The following is a 19,045-nucleotide window of genomic DNA, read 5'->3' on the forward strand; positions in this document are numbered from 1 at the left end:
ATGCTGCACATTGCCGATACGACATTAACTTCACGGCTGCTGACCGGCACCGGGAAATTCGCCACGCCAGAACTGATGCTGGCGGCACTTGAGGCTTCCGGTTCGCAGCTCATCACCATGGCGATGAAACGCGTTGACCTGAAAAGCGGTAACGACGCTATTCTCGCCCCACTACGCCAGCTTGGCATCAAACTGTTGCCGAATACCTCAGGCGCCAAAACCGCGGACGAAGCCGTTTTTGCCGCCAGACTGGCGCGCGAAGCGCTGGGCACCCACTGGCTGAAGCTGGAAATTCACCCGGATGTGAAATACCTGCTGCCCGACCCGATCGAAACGCTGAAGGCCGCCGAGCAGTTGGTTAAAGAGGGATTCACGGTACTGCCTTACTGCGGCGCCGATCCGGTGTTGTGCAAACGGCTGGAAGACGTCGGCTGCGCGGCGGTCATGCCACTGGGTGCGCCGATCGGCTCCAATCAGGGTCTGCAAACGCGGGATTTCCTGCGCATCATCATCGAACAGACGCGCGTTCCGGTGATTGTCGATGCCGGCATTGGCGCTCCAAGCCATGCCGCGGAAGCGCTCGAAATCGGTGCCGATGCCGTACTGGTCAACACGGCCATCGCCGTTGCCCACGATCCTGTTTCGATGGCGCACGCTTTCCGGCTGGCTGTCGACGCCGGCGTGCTTGCCCGTCAGTCCGGGCTGGGCAATAAGCAGTTTGTCGCCAGCGCCACCAGCCCGCTCACCGGTTTCCTGCATCGACAAACGGAAGGGGCAGAGTGATGAACGTTGATTTTCAAACCGTCTGGGAATCGCTCGACTGGGATGACCTGACGCTGCGTATCAACACGAAAACCGCACGCGACGTTGAACGAGCGCTGACGACGCCACACCTGACGCGCGACGATTTCATGGCGCTGATTTCACCGACCGCCAGTGGCTATCTGGAGCCGCTGGCCCAGCGTGCGCAGCAGCTCACCCGGCAGCGTTTCGGCAATACGGTGGGTTTCTATGTGCCGCTGTATCTGTCCAATCTGTGCTCTAATGACTGCACCTACTGCGGCTTTTCGATGAGCAACCACATCAAACGGAAAACGCTGGATGAGACTGAGATCCTACGGGAATGCGCCGCGATCAAGGCACTTGGGTTTGAACACCTGCTGCTTGTCACTGGCGAACACCAGCGCAAAGTGGGCATGGATTATTTTCGTCACGTCTTTCCGCTAATCCGACCGCTTTTCAGTTCGTTGATGATTGAAGTTCAGCCCTTATCGCAGGACGAGTATGCCGAGTTGAAGGCGCTGGGGCTGGATGGCGTGATGGTCTATCAGGAAACCTACCATCCGACCACCTACCAGTTGCACCATCTCAAAGGACAAAAACAGGATTTCCACTGGCGACTCGCCACCCCGGATCGGCTTGGCCGGGCGGGGATCGATAAGATCGGGCTGGGTGCGTTAATCGGCCTGTCGAATAGCTGGCGAACCGACTGCTACATGGTGGCGGAGCACCTGTTGCATTTACAGCAGCACTACTGGCAGAGCCGCTATTCGATCTCGTTCCCGCGCCTTCGTCCGTGTGCCGGCGGTATTGAACCGGCCTCGTTAATGGATGAAGCCCAGCTTATGCAGGTGATTTGTGCATTCCGATTGCTGGCGCCGGATATTGAACTGTCACTCTCCACGCGTGAATCGCCTTTCTTTCGCGATCATGCGATTCCTATCGCGATTAACAACGTCAGCGCATTTTCCAAAACTCAGCCGGGTGGCTATGCCGACGATCACCCCGAACTGGAACAGTTTTCACCGCACGATTCACGGCGTCCTGAAGAGGTGGCGCAGGCCATCATTCGCGCCGGCCTTCAGCCCGTGTGGAAAGACTGGGACGGTTATTTGGGCAGATAAGACGGCGATACGCCTGATATTGGTCACTTAGCGTAAAGTGAGAGGAAAACACGGTGATGAGGTTCCCGCAGGGACACCTCGCACCGTGGCAGCCCTCGTACCTCGGATCTTAAGGGATCGACATGAGTGATACGCAGATTTGAGATACAGCTCGCAGGCCAAAATGAGACTGACACGGAAAGCGATATTCTCATGATAGCGCCGCGCAACATGACATACGGCCCATCGTCACGATCGTCAGCAGAGGATAGAGTCACATCGTTGGCAAGCACACGATGGCGCCTGCCGACCGGAGCCGTTTGCCCTTTATCGGTTCTGCACATCAACCCGCCGATACGGGGCTTATCCTTACCCGTATCGGCCCTTCCCGCAAAATACGCCGTAGTGAGGCCTGAAGGAGCAGAATCTTATCTCACCAATAGAGGAGCTACATCTCATCAAGCAGTTGCTGCGCGGCCTTCCCCACCACCGATAAAACATGTTGCGTTTCTTCTGTGAGCGGTAAAGCGTAGTTCATGCGCATACAGTTGCGGTATTTTCCCGCCGCCGAAAAGAGTGAGCCTGCTGCAATCTGGATCCCGGAAAGACGTACCGCAGCATTAAGACGCAAAGCATCAAACGACTCAGGAAATTCAACCCACAATAGAAATCCGCCCTGAGGACGGCTGACGCAGATATCGCAGGGAAAATGTTCTCTGACCTGACAGGTAAACATATCCATGTTGGCTTTATAAATCGTGCGCATACGCCGCATATGCGGTTGGTAATACCCTTGAGCGATGAACTCGGCGGCGGCTAGCTGCGTATGATTAACGGTGTAGCCGGTGCTGATATATTTCATATGCAACACGCGTTCCAAATAGCGTCCCGGCGCAATCCAGCCGACACGCAGACCCGGCGCAATCGTTTTGGAAAACGAACTGCATAACAGGACGCGCCCATCACTATCGAAGGATTTTAACGTTCTCGGACGCGGGTAGTCGTATGCCAGTTCGCCGTAAGCATCATCTTCAATAATCGCCAAATCGTACTGTTGCGCCAACGTCAGCAACACCTTTTTACGCGGCTCCGGCATGAAAAAGCCCAGTGGATTATTACAGTTCGGCACGAGCAATAGTGTCTTGATAGGCCACTGTTCCAACGCCAACGCTAATGCTTCCAGACTGATCCCCGAGATGGCATCCGTCGGAATCTCGATGACCTTGATCCCCAAACCCCGTAGCAGCTGCAATGTGCCAGGGAACGTCGGTGACTCGACAGCAACGATATCGCCCGACTGACAGATCGAGCGCACCGCAACAAATAGTGCTTCCTGACATCCGGTAGTAATCACAATGTCGTCTTCGGTCAGTTGACAGCCGCTATCCAGCGCCAACCTCGCAACCTGTTCACGCAGTTCGCTGGCACCATACATATCGCCATAGTTCAATAAACGTGGATCCTGACGCTGGCACAACCGACTCATGGATCTCCACAGCGGTTTAAGCGATGACTGACTCACATCGGGCATCCCTCCACCCAGGTTACACACCGTGGCGCTGAGGCGGGAATTAAATAGCTCCAGCACGGAGCTCCATTGGGTAACGTCGACCGGACGCTGAACAGGGCGCGTCAACGCAGGCACTGGCGGCGTGGCTTTACGCGGCGCGACAAAATATCCCGAACGCGGCTGCGGCATAATCAACTGTCGGATTTCCAGCAGATGGTAGGCCTGCTGCACGGTACTGATGCTCACACCATGTTCTATACTCAGTGCCCGTACAGAAGGCAGGCGCTCCCCACTCTGGTATAACCCTTGTTCGATCCGTTGCGCTAACAGCTCCGCAAGGTGTTGGTAACGCGTCATCAGTATCGCCCTTATTCAAAATTCACCGCAGAAACCAGTACAGATTGAGATAAAAATCACTATTCAGACGCAATATAACACAATCTGTATGCTAAAAAAATGAATTTTCTGCATCTGTATTGAAAATACCTTTCGCCCCATCATAGCAATCGTTCACTGGCGAGGGGGAAATATGGAATTTCATGAGAATCGATCGCAAAAACCGTTCCGACAGTCACCGTTTTGGCTGATGCTTATTTTGCCGTATCGTCTGTGGAAAGCCTGGAGAGCGCGAGTTCAGACGCGGAAAATACTGAGCAGGATGAGCGATGAAACTCTTAACGATATCGGGCTCACTCGCCATGACATCGACCGTTGGTAGCAGGTGTAAAAAGGGCGAATAACAGACCGATTCGGAGCTCATTCCCCGTATCGGTCTATCGTTTACTCAGAAACCTGAGGCTTCATCCGTAATCCAACCAATGCGGACACCAGACAACCTACGGCAAGATAGGCGGCTACGGCGTGCCATGAGCCATCCATAAATTCGACCAGCAGCACAGCAATAAACGGCGTAAACCCACCGCCAACCACGCTGGCAACCTGATACCCCACGCCAGCCCCGCTATAGCGATACGTCGTGCCAAACAGTTCTGTAAACATTGGCTGCTGAACGCTGACGATCATGTCGTGGGCCATGTTTGCCAGCATGATGGCAAAGAAGAGAATCATCAAGGTGTTATGGCTTTCCAGCGCAACGAAGAAGGGAACCGCGCTCGCCGTCCCAATCAATGCGCCAGTCACATAAATACGACGGCGACCAAAGCTGTCCGCCATATAAGCGAAGAAAGGGATCGATACGCAGCTGATCGCCCCCACCAGCAACCCGATATTCAGGAAAATATCCCGCGATAGCCCAAGATGGGTCGTCGAATAGTTAAGTGCGAATGCGGTGACGATGTACATCGTCAGCAATTCACCAAGCCGCAGCGCAATAATCAACAAAAATGCTTTTGGATGCTGGCGCAGCGCATCCATAATCGGGAATGAACGCAGTTTGTTCGCTCTTTCCTCCAGAGCCTTATTGGCCTCAAACTCCTGAGATTCATCCATGCCATTGCGCACCCACCAGGCAATAGCGACCAGAATCAGGCTGAATAAGAACGGCAACCGCCAGCCCCAGTGGATAAATTCATCATTCGTGGTCAGGTTGCTGACCAGTGACACCGTTCCCGTCGCCAGCAACAGTCCAACGCCAAAACCGACCTGCACACCGCTGCTGTAAAACGCTTTCTTCTTCTTCGGCGCGTTCTCTACCGCCAACAATGCCGCGCCACCCCACTCGCCGCCGACGGCAAACCCCTGTATCGCCCGTAGCGTCACCAACAGAACCGGCGCCCACCAGCCAATGGCATCAAATGATGGCAATACCCCAATCAACGCGGTGGAAATGCCCATCATCCAGACCGTAATCATTAACATCCGCTTACGGCCCAGTTTGTCACCGAAGTGCCCAAACACCATGCCGCCTAAGGGACGAAACAAAAAGCCGACGCCAAATGTACCAAACGCCGCCAGCGTCCCCATTGTCGGGCTGACTTGTGGAAAAAATTCGGTATTAAACACAAGAGCGGCAACAATTCCGTACAGTAAAAAATCATACCAATCGACTACGGCCCCAACAAAACTCCCCCAGGCTGCGCGCTTTGCCCGATGCTGAGAATCGCTTACCGACTGTATTTTAATGGGTTCCTCAGAATAGGGAGAACCATTCTGGTGAGATAAGGAACCGCTGGGCGGTGAGAATGTTGGCGTCGTTGAAGTATTCATGCTGGTTCCGTTCTATTTACTTTACACTACTGTACAACAAAAAATTTCAGGAAGATATAAAACGCCGGGAGCGTTTTTTAACAACGCATCGCGTTGGCCCGTAGGGTGGAAGGCAGGACGCCTTCCATCAATTTTTAACGTCGCTTGCGATGACTTGTCAGCACCATCCGTAGAACATCCACCATAAAAAAAGCCCCGACCACAACAGCCGGGGCTTTCACTATTTATCGCTTACTCACGCGGTAAAAGGCTTACTCGTCGTCGCTGCTACCAAAGCCAGCATTCAGCAACTCGGCCAGGTTAGCTGAAGCTTCATCGGCGCTCACTTGAGGCACGACAGGCGCTTCACCCGCCTGACGGCGACGCATACGATCCTGATGGTACGCATAACCGGTACCCGCCGGGATCAGACGACCGACGATCACGTTCTCTTTCAGGCCACGCAGTTCATCACGTTTGCCAGCGACAGCCGCTTCGGTCAGTACGCGTGTCGTTTCCTGGAACGACGCCGCGGAGATGAAGGACTCGGTTGCCAGAGAAGCTTTGGTGATACCCAGCAGATCGCGGCTGAACGTTGCCGGGATCTTGCCGTCCGCTTCCAACTGCCGGTTGGCAATCTTGATACGCGACACTTCCGCCTGCTCGCCTTCCAGGAACTCCGTGCTACCTGCGTTCATGATGGTGCCTTTACGCAACATCTGACGAACGATAACCTCAATGTGTTTATCGTTAATCTTCACGCCTTGCAGACGGTAAACTTCCTGAACTTCGTTCGTGATATAACGCGTTACCGCATGTACGCCACGCAGACGCAGGATATCGTGCGGAGACTCAGGGCCGTCGGAAACGACGTCACCACGTTCTACACGTTCACCTTCGAACACGTTGAGCTGACGCCATTTCGGGATCATCTCTTCGTATGGATCGCTGCCATCCAGCGGCGTGATAACCAGACGGCGTTTGCCTTTGGTTTCTTTACCGAAGGAGATAATACCGCTGATCTCCGCCAGAATCGCCGGCTCTTTCGGACGACGGGCTTCGAACAGGTCGGCAACACGCGGCAGACCACCGGTGATATCCTTGGTACCGCCAGATTCCTGCGGAATACGCGCCAGTGTGTCACCCGCGCTGATCTTCACGCCATCTTCCAACTGAACGATCGCTTTGCCCGGCAGGAAGTACTGGGCTGGCATATCCGTACCGGGGATCAGGACGTCTTCGCCGTTGTCATCAACAATCTTCAGCGCCGGACGCAGATCTTTACCGCTACCGGTACGCTCCGCACTATCCAGCACGACGATAGAAGACAAACCGGTCAGTTCGTCGGTCTGACGCGTAATCGTCTGACCATCGATCATATCGGTGAAGCGAATATTCCCGCTCACTTCGGTGATAACCGGCATGGTATGTGGATCCCAGTTAGCAACGGTATCGCCGCCGCTAACGTCTGCCCCATCCCCTTTGCCCATTACCGCGCCGTAAGGCACTTTATAGCTTTCTTTAGTACGGCCAAATTCGTCGATCAGTTTCAGTTCGGTGTTACGCGATGTAATCACCAGCTTACCGTTACTGTTAACAACGAACTTCGCGTTACTCAGCTTCAGACTACCTTTGTTTTTCACCTGAATGCTGGATTCTGCCGCCGCACGCGACGCCGCACCACCGATGTGGAACGTACGCATGGTCAGCTGTGTACCCGGTTCACCGATGGACTGTGCAGCGATAACCCCGATGGCCTCACCTTTGTTGATGATGTGACCACGCGCCAGATCGCGACCATAGCACTTAGCACACACGCCGAAGTCGGTTTCGCAACTTACAACAGAACGGACTTTAACGGCGTCAACGGAGTTCTCTTCCAATACGTCACACCACTGCTCGTTCAGCAGCGTGTTACGCGGTACCAGAATGTCCGCCGTACCCGGTTTAAGCACATCTTCAGCCGTCACACGGCCCAATACGCGCTCACGCAGCGGTTCTTTAACGTCGCCGCCTTCGATAACCGGCGTCATCATGATACCTTCATGGGTACCACAATCGTCTTCGGTCACCACCAGATCTTGTGCAACGTCAACCAGACGACGCGTCAGATAACCGGAGTTTGCCGTTTTCAGCGCCGTATCCGCCAGACCTTTACGCGCACCGTGGGTTGAAATGAAGTACTGAAGTACGTTCAAACCTTCACGGAAGTTCGCGGTAATTGGCGTTTCGATGATGGAGCCATCCGGCTTCGCCATCAGACCACGCATACCGGCCAACTGACGAATCTGAGCCGCAGAACCACGCGCACCGGAGTCGGCCATCATAAAGATGCTGTTGAAGGAAACTTGTTTCTCTTCTTCGCCGTTACGGTTAATCACGGTTTCTGTAGACAGGTTTTCCATCATCGCCTTCGCAACGCGCTCGTTCGCCGCTGCCCAGATATCGATGACTTTGTTGTAACGCTCGCCCGCCGTAACCAGACCTGACTGGAACTGTTCCTGAATCTCAGCAACTTCCGCTTCCGCTTCGCCGATGATTTCCACTTTCTTCGCCGGAATGACCATGTCGTCAATACCAACAGAAGAACCAGAACGTGCCGCATAGGCAAAACCGGTATACATGATCTGGTCAGCGAAAATGACCGTCGGCTTCAGACCTAATACGCGGTAGCAGGTGTTCAGCATTTTAGAGATCGCTTTCTTACCCAGCGCCTGATTGACGATGGAATAAGGCAGACCTTTCGGCACAATCATCCACAGAATCGCACGGCCAACCGTGGTGTCGATCAGGCTGGTTTTCTGTGTCCACTCACCCTGAGCATTTTTCTCATGCTCGGTAATGCGCACTTTAACGCGCGCGTGCAGCTCGGCCAGACCCGCACGATAGATGCGTTCCGCTTCTTTCGGGCCGGTCAGCACCATACCTTCGCCTTTGCCGTTCACTTTGTCACGGGTCATGTAGTACAGACCCAAAACAACGTCCTGAGAAGGAACGATGATCGGCTCGCCGTTCGCTGGCGACAGAATGTTGTTGGTAGACATCATCAACGCACGCGCTTCCAACTGGGCTTCCAGCGTCAGCGGTACGTGTACAGCCATCTGGTCACCATCGAAGTCGGCGTTATAAGCCGCACAAACCAGCGGGTGCAGTTGGATTGCCTTACCTTCGATCAGTACCGGTTCAAACGCCTGAATCCCCAAACGGTGCAGCGTTGGCGCACGGTTCAGTAATACCGGGTGTTCGCGAATCACTTCGTCCAGAATATCCCAAACGACAGCCTCTTCACGCTCAACCATTTTCTTCGCGGCTTTGATGGTGGTGGCCAGGCCACGCAGTTCCAGCTTGCCGTAGATAAACGGTTTGAACAGCTCCAGCGCCATTTTCTTCGGCAGACCGCACTGATGCAGACGCAGGTATGGACCTACGGTGATAACGGAACGACCGGAGTAGTCAACGCGCTTACCGAGCAGGTTCTGACGGAAACGACCCTGTTTACCTTTGATCATGTCGGCCAAAGATTTCAGCGGACGTTTGTTGGAGCCAGTGATCGCACGACCGCGACGGCCGTTATCCAGCAGGGCATCGACCGCTTCCTGCAACATACGTTTTTCGTTACGTACGATGATATCGGGCGCAGCCAGATCCAACAGGCGCTTCAGACGGTTGTTACGGTTAATCACGCGACGATACAGATCGTTCAGGTCGGACGTTGCAAAACGGCCGCCATCCAGCGGAACCAGCGGACGCAAATCCGGCGGCAGAACCGGCAGAACGGTCAGGATCATCCACTCCGGCTTATTACCGGATTGTACAAATGCTTCCAGCAGTTTGATGCGTTTCGTCAGCTTCTTACGTTTGGTTTCAGAGTTGGTTTCGTTCAGCTCTTCACGCAGCTGCTCGCACTCCTGCTCCAGATCCATGTTTTTCAGCAATGCCTGGATCGCTTCGGCGCCCATTTTCGCATCGAACTCATCACCGAACTCTTCCAGCGCGTCCAGATACTGCTCTTCAGTCAGGATCTGACGACGCTCAAGGTTGGTCATACCGCCTTCAACCACAACATAAGATTCGAAGTACAGAACACGTTCGATATCACGCAGCGGCATATCCAGCAGCAAACCAATACGAGATGGCAGCGATTTCAGGAACCAGATGTGCGCAGTTGGAGAAGCCAGCTCGATGTGGCCCATACGCTCACGGCGTACTTTAGTTTGGGTGACTTCAACACCGCACTTCTCACAAATAACGCCACGATGCTTCAGGCGCTTATACTTGCCGCACAAGCACTCATAATCTTTTACCGGCCCAAAGATACGGGCACAAAAAAGGCCGTCACGCTCAGGTTTGAACGTACGGTAGTTGATGGTTTCTGGCTTTTTCACTTCACCAAAAGACCACGAACGAATCATGTCTGGCGAAGCCAGAGCAATTTTGATCGCATCAAACTCTTCGGTTTTAGTTTGCGCTTTCAGAAACTTTAATAAGTCTTTCACGGATTGGCTCCTGTCGGAGTTAGACCTGCCAGGTGCCTGAACCCGGTAGTTAAACAAGGTTCAGGCCCCCCTATGACGAATGCCAGCAATACAACGAGCTGGGATTACTCTTCTTCCAGCTCGATGTTGATACCCAGCGAGCGGATTTCTTTCAACAACACGTTGAAGGATTCCGGCATGCCTGGTTCCATCTGATGGTTGCCATCCACGATGTTCTTATACATCTTGGTACGGCCGTTTACGTCATCAGACTTAACGGTCAACATTTCTTGCAGGGTATAAGCTGCACCATAAGCTTCCAGCGCCCACACTTCCATCTCACCGAAGCGTTGACCACCGAACTGCGCCTTACCACCCAGCGGTTGCTGAGTCACCAGACTGTAAGAACCGGTGGAACGAGCGTGCATCTTATCGTCAACCAAGTGGTTCAGCTTCAGCATGTACATGTAGCCCACGGTAACCTGACGCTCAAATTTTTCACCGGTACGTCCATCGTACAGGGTAATCTGACCGGAGGTAGGGATACCGCCCATCTGCAACAGTTCCTTGATTTCTTTCTCTTTTGCACCGTCGAATACCGGCGTGGCAATAGGCATACCTTTCTTCAGGTTCTCAGCCAGACGCATCACTTCTTCGTCAGAGAAAGTACTCAGGTCGACTTTCTGGCGCACATCGTCACCCAGATCGTAAGCTTTCTGGATGAATTCGCGCAGCTTGGCCACTTCTTCGTGCTGCTTAAGCATGGCGTTAATTTTGTCGCCGATACCTTTCGCAGCCATCCCCAGATGGGTTTCCAGAATCTGTCCAATGTTCATACGCGAAGGTACGCCCAGCGGGTTCAGTACGATGTCGACCGGTACGCCGTTTTCATCGTAAGGCATATCTTCAATCGGATTGATCTTGGAGATAACACCTTTGTTCCCGTGACGACCCGCCATCTTGTCACCCGGTTGAATCTGACGTTTAACAGCCAGATAAACCTTGACGATTTTCAGCACGCCCGGTGCCAGATCATCGCCCTGAGTGATTTTACGGCGTTTGGCTTCGAGTTTTTTCTCAAACTCATGCTTCAGCTCATCGTACTGTTCAGCCAGCTGCTCCAACTGATTCTGTTTCTCTTCATCAGTCAGACCCAGCTCCAGCCAACGCTCACGCGGCAATTTATCCAGTTTGTCGGCTTCAACGCCGCCGGAAACCAGCACAGCATGGATACGAGCAAACAGACCCGCTTCCAGAATCTGCAACTCTTCAGTCAGGTCTTTCTTAGCCTGCTTGAGCTGCATTTCTTCGATTTCCAGCGCACGTTTATCTTTTTCCACGCCATCGCGGGTAAAGACCTGCACGTCGATAACCGTACCGGAAACGCCGTTTGGCACACGCAGAGAAGAGTCTTTTACGTCAGACGCTTTCTCACCGAAGATTGCACGCAACAGTTTCTCTTCCGGAGTCAGCTGAGTTTCGCCTTTCGGCGTCACCTTACCAACCAGAATATCGCCACCGGTTACTTCCGCACCGATGTAAACAATACCGGACTCATCCAGCTTGGAAAGCGCCGCTTCACCCACGTTCGGGATGTCAGCGGTGATCTCTTCTGGCCCCAACTTGGTGTCACGAGACACACAGGCCAGTTCCTGAATGTGGATAGTGGTGAAACGATCTTCCTGGACAACGCGCTCAGAAACGAGGATAGAGTCTTCGAAGTTGTAACCATTCCACGGCATGAATGCCACGCGCATGTTCTGACCCAGCGCCAGTTCACCCAGATCGGTGGACGGGCCATCAGCAAGAACATCGCCACGTTCTACCGGTTCCCCCAGAGACACGCAAGGCATCTGGCTGATGCAGGTATTCTGGTTAGAACGGGTATATTTGGTCAGGTTATAAATGTCGATCCCAGCTTCGCCCGGATACATTTCATCGTCATTAACGCGGATGACAATACGGGACGCATCCACGTACTGTACTGTACCGCCACGTTTGGCAACGGCGGTAACACCGGAGTCAACCGCAACCGCGCGTTCCATACCGGTCCCCACCAGCGGCTTATCAGCGCGCAGTGTCGGCACAGCCTGACGTTGCATGTTCGCACCCATCAAGGCGCGGTTGGCATCATCGTGCTCCAGGAACGGAATCAGTGACGCACCAACGGAAACCACCTGCTGCGTGGAAACGTCCATATATTCAACCTGATCGCGGCTGAATAAGCTGGACTCGCCTTTGTTACGGCAGGTAACCAGTTCGTCGATGAAACGACCTTCTTCGTCCAAATTAGTGTTCGCCTGCGCGATAACGAAGTTGCCTTCTTCAATCGCAGACAGGTAATGGATCTCATCCGTCACCACGTTATCGCGCACACGACGATATGGGGTTTCAAGGAAACCGTATTCGTTGGTTTGCGCATAAACGGACAGGGAGTTGATCAGACCGATGTTCGGACCTTCCGGCGTTTCAATAGGACAAACGCGACCATAATGGGTTGGGTGTACGTCACGAACCTCAAAGCCGGCGCGCTCACGCGTCAGACCACCGGGGCCCAATGCAGAGATACGACGCTTGTGCGTAATCTCAGACAGCGGGTTGTTCTGATCCATAAACTGCGACAGCTGGCTGGAACCGAAGAACTCTTTCACGGCAGCCGAGATAGGCTTCGCGTTGATCATGTCTTGCGGCATCAGCGTATCGAGATCGCCCAGAGACAGACGTTCTTTCACCGCGCGTTCTACACGTACCAGACCCACGCGGAATTGGTTTTCCGCCATTTCACCGACAGAACGGATACGACGGTTGCCGAGGTGGTCGATATCATCCACTTCGCCTTTACCGTTACGGATATCAATGAGCTTCTTCATCACTTCGATGATGTCGTCTTTGCTCAGGATCCCGGAACCTTCAATTTCATCACGCATCAAAGAACGGTTGAACTTCATGCGTCCAACCGCTGACAAATCGTAGCGGTCTTCAGAGAAGAACAAGTTCTCGAACAGCGTTTCTGCGGCTTCACGCGTCGGCGGCTCGCCAGGACGCATCATGCGGTAGATTTCAACCAGCGCGCTCAGGCGATCGCTTGACGGATCGACGCGCAAGGTTTCAGACATGTACGGACCATGGTCCAAATCGTTGGTAAACAGGGTCTCAATACGTTTGTGACCAGACTGGCTCAGCTTCGCCAGCAGATCCAGCGACAGCTCCATATTCGCTGCGCCGATCAGTTCACCCGTGCTCTCATCGATATAATCTTTAGACAGCACTTTGCCGGAGATATATTCAACCGGCACTTCAATACGCTCAATACCGTCTTTCTCTAACTGACGAATATGGCGTGCTGTGATCCGGCGGCCTTTTTCAATATAGACCTTGCCATTCGCTTCAATATCAAACGAAGCGGTTTCACCACGCAGGCGCTCAGGAACCAGATCCATCTGCAATTTGTTGCCATTAATTTCATAGACAACTTTATCGAAGAAGAGATCGAGGATCTGTTCGGTCGAGTAGCCCAACGCACGCAGAATAATGGTCGCAGGCAGTTTACGACGGCGGTCGATACGGACAAACAAATTGTCCTTCGGATCGAACTCGAAATCCAACCAAGAGCCGCGGTAAGGAATGATACGTGCGTTATAGAGCACCTTACCTGAAGAGTGAGTTTTACCTTTGTCGCTATCGAAGAACACACCCGGGCTACGGTGCAACTGAGACACGATGACACGCTCAGTGCCGTTGATCACAAAGGTACCGTTATCGGTCATGAGCGGAATTTCGCCCATGTAAACTTCTTGTTCTTTGATGTCTTTAACGGTGCCTTCAGGCGCTTCACGCTCGTAGATCACCAGACGCAGTTTCACGCGTAGCGGCGCAGAGAACGTTACACCACGGATTTGACATTCTTTAACGTCAAAAACCGGTTCGCCCAAGCGATAGCTAACGTATTGCAGCTCTGAATTACCGCTATAGCTTTGTATGGGGAAAACAGAACGGAATGCGGCTTCCAGTCCGTACTGACCTTCCGGATCTTGCTCGATAAACTTCTGGAACGAGTCAAGTTGGATAGAAAGGAGATAAGGTATGTCCAACACTTGCGGACGTTTACCAAAATCCTTACGAATGCGTTTTTTCTCGGTATAGGAGTAAACCATAGGGTTCCTCAGCTAGCTGACAAGTCGAACCACTCTGTCTGCCCTAAGAAGGACAGTTCATGCAACACTATTTATCTTGGTCGGAAAATGGAGAACTTTCCGCAATACGTCTTTCTATTACTCTTAAACCATTTCATTGCCCTTGCTCAGGCAGGGAGCCCAGCTGGAAAGCAGTATATTAAGTCGTCAATAGAAAAAAATATTTGGGAAATCAATGGCTAAATAGTGTGAAAACCCATTGACACCCTATAGCGCAAAAAGGCTGGTGACTAAAAAGTCACCAGCCATCAGCCTGGTTAATCAGGCTGCTATCTGGAAGATTGGCTTATTTAACTTCAACTTCTGCGCCAGCTTCTTCCAATGCTTTCTTCAGTGCTTCAGCGTCGTCTTTGCTCACGCCTTCTTTCAGCGCTGCCGGAGCAGATTCAACCAGATCTTTGGCTTCTTTCAGGCCCAGACCGGTTGCGCCACGAACGGCTTTGATCACAGCAACTTTGTTAGCACCGATAGCTTTCAGCACAACATCGAATTCAGTTTTTTCTTCAGCAGCATCAGCAGCCGGGCCAGCAGCAACAGCGACAGCAGCAGCAGCAGAAACACCGAATTTTTCTTCCATAGCGGAAACCAGCTCAACAACATCCATTACAGACATAGCTGCTACTGCTTCCAGAATTTGATCTTTAGTGATAGACATAACAATTGTTCCTAAGAATCAGAAATAGTTTATACGTTAGCAAGTGCGTTAGAAAAGAAAGCGCAATTACGCCGCTTCTTTTGCATCGCGAACAGCAGCCAGAGTGCGGACCAGTTTGCCGGCAGCGGCTTCTTTCATGGTCGACATCAGACGTGCCAGTGCTTCTTCGTAAGTCGGCAGCGTTGCCAGACGGTCAATTTGAGCCGCCGGGATCAGCTCGCCTTCAAAGGCTGCAGCTTTGACCTCGAATTTTGCATTCGCTTTCGCGAACTCCTTGAACAAACGAGCGGCAGCGCCCGGGTGTTCCAGAGAATATGCAATCAGGGTCGGACCAACAAACGTGTCTTTCAGGCATTCAAATGAAGTACCTTCAACAGCACGGCGCAGCAAGGTGTTACGAACAACACGCATATACACGCCAGCTTCACGACCTGCTTTACGCAGTTCGGTCATTTTATCAACGGTAACGCCACGGGAATCCGCAACAACCGCAGACAGCGCACCTTTGGCCACTTCGCTGACTTCAGCAACAATCGCTTGTTTGTCTTGAAGATTTAATGCCATTAGCTTTTGCTCCTGGATTTAGCCGGAGAAACTCTCCGGAACTCACTTCACCCATCGCCAAAATTAGCGATGGGCGTTGAAACACGGTGAGCAGAATCCAGTAAAAATTATTCTTTATAAAAAAGAAAAACGTTATTTAGGCTCTGTCACCGTCTACGCAGGAAAATTAAGTTTCTCGCGAAACACCTGCGGTCTTGGACGGAGGCCTGGATAGGCCAGGCTCCAACCGAAAATTCTGGCGTTGCCCTATTCCTAAGGCAACGGGCGTAAAATTATAGGTAAATCTCACGCCCGAGTAAAGCGGAACAAAAGCGATTAGTTAGCCGCCGCGTTCAAACCGTTCTGGTCAATCGCAACGCCTGCGCCCATAGTCGTAGACAGGCTAACCTTCTTGATGTACACGCCTTTTGCCTGAGCAGGTTTCGCTTTTTTCAGCGCAACCAGCAGCGCTTCCAGGTTTTCTTTTAATTGGTTAGACTCGAAATCAACCTTACCGATAGTGGAATGGATGATACCGTTTTTGTCATTACGGTAACGAACCTGGCCCGCTTTAGCATTCTTAACCGCTTCAGCAACGTTAGGCGTTACAGTACCCACTTTCGGGTTCGGCATCAGGCCACGCGGCCCCAGAACCTGACCCAACTGGCCAACAACGCGCATTGCATCAGGAGAAGCAATAACAACGTCAAAGCCCATTTCACCTTTTTTAATCTGTTCAGCCAGATCTTCCATGCCAACGAACTCTGCACCAGCAGCTTTAGCCGCTTCAGCATTTGCACCTTGGGTAAAGACAGCTACGCGAACAGAACGACCGGTGCCATGAGGCAGAACAGTTGCGCCACGAACGTTTTGGTCAGATTTACGAGCATCAATGCCGAGGTTAACGGCAACGTCAACGCTTTCTACGAATTTAGCAGTGGCCAGCTCTTTGAGCAGAGCAACGGCTTCGTTAATGTCATACTGTTTAGTTGCATCAACTTTGTCACGGATCACGCGCATGCGCTTGGTCAGCTTAGCCATCTATTAATCCTCCACTACCAGGCCCATGGAACGAGCAGTACCTTCGATAGAGCGCACCATGGCCTCTACGTCGGAACCCGTCATGTCCGCAGCTTTAGTTTCTGCGATTTCACGAATCTGAGCGCTCGTTACTTTACCCACTTTATCTTTGTTCGGCTTGCCGGAACCAGATTTGATACCCGCGGCTTTCTTCAGCAGAACAGCTGCAGGAGGCGTTTTGGTAACGAAGGTGAAAGAACGGTCAGAATAAACGGTAATAACAACCGGAATCGGTAAGCCTTTTTCAATGCTTTCAGTTTTAGCATTGAACGCTTTACAGAATTCCATGATGTTCACACCTTGCTGACCCAGAGCCGGACCTACCGGTGGACTCGGGTTAGCCATACCAGCTGCAACCTGCAGCTTGACATAGGCTTGTACTTTCTTGGCCATTGAGCTTTTCCTCGATTGGGTAATATCGCCGTAAGGCTCCCCGTGGTTTGTATTACGTTTCAGACGCCATGTAAGGCCGCTGAAAAACAAAAGGCGCGAAATTGTAGATTAATTTCGCGCCATAGGCAAGCAGCTATTTTCAGCAGAAATCGTCAGCCAATCAGCCTTTTTCGACCTGGCTAAAGTCCAATTCTACAGGCGTTGCACGCCCAAAAATAGAAACAGACACTTTCAGACGGCTCTTCTCATAGTCCACTTCTTCGACGACACCATTAAAATCGGCAAACGGCCCATCGTTAACGCGAACCATCTCACCCGGCTCAAACAAGGTTTTCGGACGAGGCTTATCACCAACCTGTTGAAGACGATTCATGATCGCATCCACTTCTTTGTCGCTGATGGGTGCAGGACGATCAGAAGTACCGCCGATGAACCCCATAACACGGGGAACGCTACGCACAAGGTGCCAGCTGGCATCTTCCATCACCATTTGCACCAGAACATAGCCTGGGAAGAACTTCCGTTCGCTTTTACGACGCTGGCCGCCACGGATTTCAACCACTTCTTCAGTAGGAACCATGACTTCGCCAAATAGCTCTTCCATATTATGGAGCTTAATATGCTCACGTAACGATTGAGCTACGCGGCCTTCAAAACCAGAAAACGCCTGAACGACGTACCAACGTTTTTTTGGAGCTTCAGACATCTTAGAACCTCAGGCCAGTGATAAACGAGACTAAACGGACCAGAATGCCATCCAGTCCCCACAAAATCAGTGACATCACGGCAGTCACCGCGGCAACGATTAGCGTGGTGTGTAACGTTTCCTGACGAGTTGGCCAAATGACTTTGCGCACTTCGGTACGCGCTTCGCGGGCAAACGCTACAGTCGCCTTGCCTTTTGTGGTCAACAGAGCCACACCACCGGCGGAGGCGATCAGAATAACAACGGCCAATGCACGCAGAGGAAGGCTGATTTCGCGATAAATAGAATTACCAACAATCGCAACGATCAGTAAGGCTGCCACTACCAGCCACTTAATCACTTCCAGGCCACGCCCGCTATCCTGAGCTTCGGTATTCGCACTCATAAACCAACCTGTCACAATGATTCAGACAAATAACTTTGCCCCGCAACCGCGGGGCAACCAAACCGAAAGATGTTCTGTAAAACAGAGAATTCGGTATTTACGCCGTATCCACAGAGCCCATCTCACCAATGATTATACCCTACAATCGCTGATGAGATAGGTTCTACCATGACAGCGTAGAAAAAGGGCATCAAATGATGCCCTCTTATCGCCTGTTGCGTCAAATATTATCAGCGATTAAGCGATAACTTTAGCAACAACGCCCGCGCCTACTGTACGGCCGCCTTCACGGATGGCGAAACGCAAACCGTCGTCCATCGCAATCGGGTGAATCAGGGTAACAACCATTTTGATGTTGTCGCCCGGCATCACCATCTCTACGCCTTCCGGCAGTTCGATGGTGCCCGTTACGTCCGTTGTACGGAAGTAGAACTGCGGACGATAGCCTTTGAAGAACGGTGTATGACGGCCACCTTCGTCTTTGGACAGAATATACACTTCAGATTCGAACTGGGTGTGCGGCTTGATTGAACCCGGCTTCGCCAGGACCTGACCACGTTCGATTTCTTCACGTTTGATACCACGCAGCAGAACACCGACGTTCTCACCGGCACGGCCTTCGTCCAGCAGTTTGCGGAACATTTCAACGCCGGTACAGGTAGATTTCGCGGTATCTTTGATACCCACGATTTCAACTTCTTCACCCACTTTGATGATACCGCGCTCTACACGACCGGTTACCACGGTACCACGACCGGAGATGGAGAATACGTCTTCGATCGGCAGCAGGAATGGCTTGTCAATCGCACGCTCTGGCTCTGGGATGTAGTTATCCAGGTGCTCTGCCAGTTCGATGATTTTCGCTTCCCACTCTGCATCGCCTTCCAGCGCTTTCAGTGCGGAACCACGAACCACCGGCGTGTCATCCCCCGGGAAGTCGTACTGAGACAGCAGTTCACGGACTTCCATCTCAACCAGTTCTAGCAGTTCTTCGTCATCAACCATGTCGCATTTGTTCAGGAACACGATGATGTACGGAACGCCAACCTGACGACCCAGCAGGATGTGCTCACGGGT

Annotated in this window: 14 protein-coding genes; 3 read left to right on the forward strand and 11 right to left on the reverse strand. The window is 52.3% G+C overall.

Annotation, left to right across the window (positions count from 1 at the left end):
* A complete protein-coding gene (locus EDC54_RS17285; protein ID WP_132459281.1) occupies positions 1-783 on the forward strand; it encodes a thiazole synthase in 783 nt (260 codons plus the stop codon).
* Positions 783-1,904, forward strand: coding sequence for a 2-iminoacetate synthase ThiH (thiH, locus tag EDC54_RS17290; RefSeq protein ID WP_132459284.1), 1,122 nt, complete (start codon positions 783-785; stop codon positions 1,902-1,904). The genes EDC54_RS17285 and thiH overlap by 1 nt, the downstream gene beginning before the upstream one ends.
* A gap of 427 nt (positions 1,905-2,331) precedes the next feature.
* On the opposite strand, the gene EDC54_RS17295 is transcribed toward thiH, so the two are convergent.
* Positions 2,332-3,750 carry an aminotransferase-like domain-containing protein gene (locus EDC54_RS17295; RefSeq protein ID WP_132459287.1) on the reverse strand — a complete coding sequence of 473 codons (1,419 nt, stop codon included), beginning with the start codon at positions 3,748-3,750 and terminating at the stop codon, positions 2,332-2,334.
* Positions 3,751-3,922: 172 nt separating this feature from the next.
* Between EDC54_RS17295 and EDC54_RS17300 the strand changes: the two genes are divergently transcribed.
* Entirely contained in the window at positions 3,923-4,111 is a 189-nt protein-coding gene (locus EDC54_RS17300; protein ID WP_132459290.1) for a DUF1127 domain-containing protein, read from the forward strand.
* Positions 4,112-4,173: 62 nt separating this feature from the next.
* Here EDC54_RS17300 and shiA read toward each other — a convergent pair whose 3' ends face one another.
* The 10 genes from shiA to tuf all read right to left on the reverse strand — a co-directional run.
* Entirely contained in the window at positions 4,174-5,559 is a 1,386-nt protein-coding gene (gene shiA, locus EDC54_RS17305; RefSeq protein WP_132459293.1) for a shikimate transporter, read from the reverse strand.
* Positions 5,560-5,810: 251 nt separating this feature from the next.
* The gene (gene rpoC, locus EDC54_RS17310) at positions 5,811-10,034 is read right to left on the reverse strand and encodes a DNA-directed RNA polymerase subunit beta' (protein ID WP_132459296.1); all 4,224 of its coding nucleotides are present in this window, start codon (positions 10,032-10,034) and stop codon (positions 5,811-5,813) included.
* A gap of 104 nt (positions 10,035-10,138) precedes the next feature.
* Entirely contained in the window at positions 10,139-14,167 is a 4,029-nt protein-coding gene (gene rpoB / locus EDC54_RS17315; RefSeq protein ID WP_132459299.1) for a DNA-directed RNA polymerase subunit beta, read from the reverse strand.
* A 325-nt stretch (positions 14,168-14,492) separates the two neighbouring features.
* Entirely contained in the window at positions 14,493-14,861 is a 369-nt protein-coding gene (gene rplL / locus EDC54_RS17320) for a 50S ribosomal protein L7/L12 (RefSeq protein WP_132459302.1), read from the reverse strand.
* Between the two features lie 66 nt (positions 14,862-14,927).
* A complete protein-coding gene (gene rplJ / locus EDC54_RS17325) occupies positions 14,928-15,425 on the reverse strand; it encodes a 50S ribosomal protein L10 (protein WP_132459305.1) in 498 nt (165 codons plus the stop codon).
* 315 nt (positions 15,426-15,740) lie between these two features.
* Complete coding sequence (gene rplA, locus EDC54_RS17330; protein ID WP_132459308.1) at positions 15,741-16,445, reverse strand: 50S ribosomal protein L1; 705 nt, start codon at positions 16,443-16,445, stop codon at positions 15,741-15,743.
* A 3-nt stretch (positions 16,446-16,448) separates the two neighbouring features.
* Complete coding sequence (gene rplK / locus EDC54_RS17335; protein WP_132459311.1) at positions 16,449-16,877, reverse strand: 50S ribosomal protein L11; 429 nt, start codon at positions 16,875-16,877, stop codon at positions 16,449-16,451.
* A gap of 160 nt (positions 16,878-17,037) precedes the next feature.
* Positions 17,038-17,583 (reverse strand): transcription termination/antitermination protein NusG, encoded by a 546-nt coding sequence (gene nusG / locus EDC54_RS17340; protein ID WP_109491411.1) that lies wholly within the window; start codon positions 17,581-17,583, stop codon positions 17,038-17,040.
* 1 nt (position 17,584) lies between these two features.
* Positions 17,585-17,968 (reverse strand): preprotein translocase subunit SecE, encoded by a 384-nt coding sequence (secE, locus tag EDC54_RS17345; protein WP_132459314.1) that lies wholly within the window; start codon positions 17,966-17,968, stop codon positions 17,585-17,587.
* A 237-nt stretch (positions 17,969-18,205) separates the two neighbouring features.
* Positions 18,206-19,045: elongation factor Tu (tuf, locus tag EDC54_RS17350; protein ID WP_132459317.1), on the reverse strand; the 840-nt coding region annotated here is incomplete at its 5' end.

The organism is Samsonia erythrinae, from assembly GCF_004342665.1.
GTDB classification, from domain to species: domain Bacteria; phylum Pseudomonadota; class Gammaproteobacteria; order Enterobacterales; family Enterobacteriaceae; genus Samsonia; species Samsonia erythrinae.

What these genes read in the sequence shown, in the direction of transcription:
- EDC54_RS17285 (WP_132459281.1), top strand. Translation starts at nt 1, where the DNA reads ATGCTGCACATTGCCGATACGACATTAACTTCACGGCTGCTGACCGGC.
- thiH (WP_132459284.1), top strand. Translation starts at nt 783, where the DNA reads ATGAACGTTGATTTTCAAACCGTCTGGGAATCGCTCGACTGGGATGAC.
- EDC54_RS17295 (WP_132459287.1), bottom strand. Translation starts at nt 3,750, where the DNA reads ATGACGCGTTACCAACACCTTGCGGAGCTGTTAGCGCAACGGATCGAA.
- EDC54_RS17300 (WP_132459290.1), top strand. Translation starts at nt 3,923, where the DNA reads ATGGAATTTCATGAGAATCGATCGCAAAAACCGTTCCGACAGTCACCG.
- shiA (WP_132459293.1), bottom strand. Translation starts at nt 5,559, where the DNA reads ATGAATACTTCAACGACGCCAACATTCTCACCGCCCAGCGGTTCCTTA.
- rpoB (WP_132459299.1), bottom strand. Translation starts at nt 14,167, where the DNA reads ATGGTTTACTCCTATACCGAGAAAAAACGCATTCGTAAGGATTTTGGT.
- rplL (WP_132459302.1), bottom strand. Translation starts at nt 14,861, where the DNA reads ATGTCTATCACTAAAGATCAAATTCTGGAAGCAGTAGCAGCTATGTCT.
- rplJ (WP_132459305.1), bottom strand. Translation starts at nt 15,425, where the DNA reads ATGGCATTAAATCTTCAAGACAAACAAGCGATTGTTGCTGAAGTCAGC.
- rplA (WP_132459308.1), bottom strand. Translation starts at nt 16,445, where the DNA reads ATGGCTAAGCTGACCAAGCGCATGCGCGTGATCCGTGACAAAGTTGAT.
- rplK (WP_132459311.1), bottom strand. Translation starts at nt 16,877, where the DNA reads ATGGCCAAGAAAGTACAAGCCTATGTCAAGCTGCAGGTTGCAGCTGGT.
- nusG (WP_109491411.1), bottom strand. Translation starts at nt 17,583, where the DNA reads ATGTCTGAAGCTCCAAAAAAACGTTGGTACGTCGTTCAGGCGTTTTCT.
- secE (WP_132459314.1), bottom strand. Translation starts at nt 17,968, where the DNA reads ATGAGTGCGAATACCGAAGCTCAGGATAGCGGGCGTGGCCTGGAAGTG.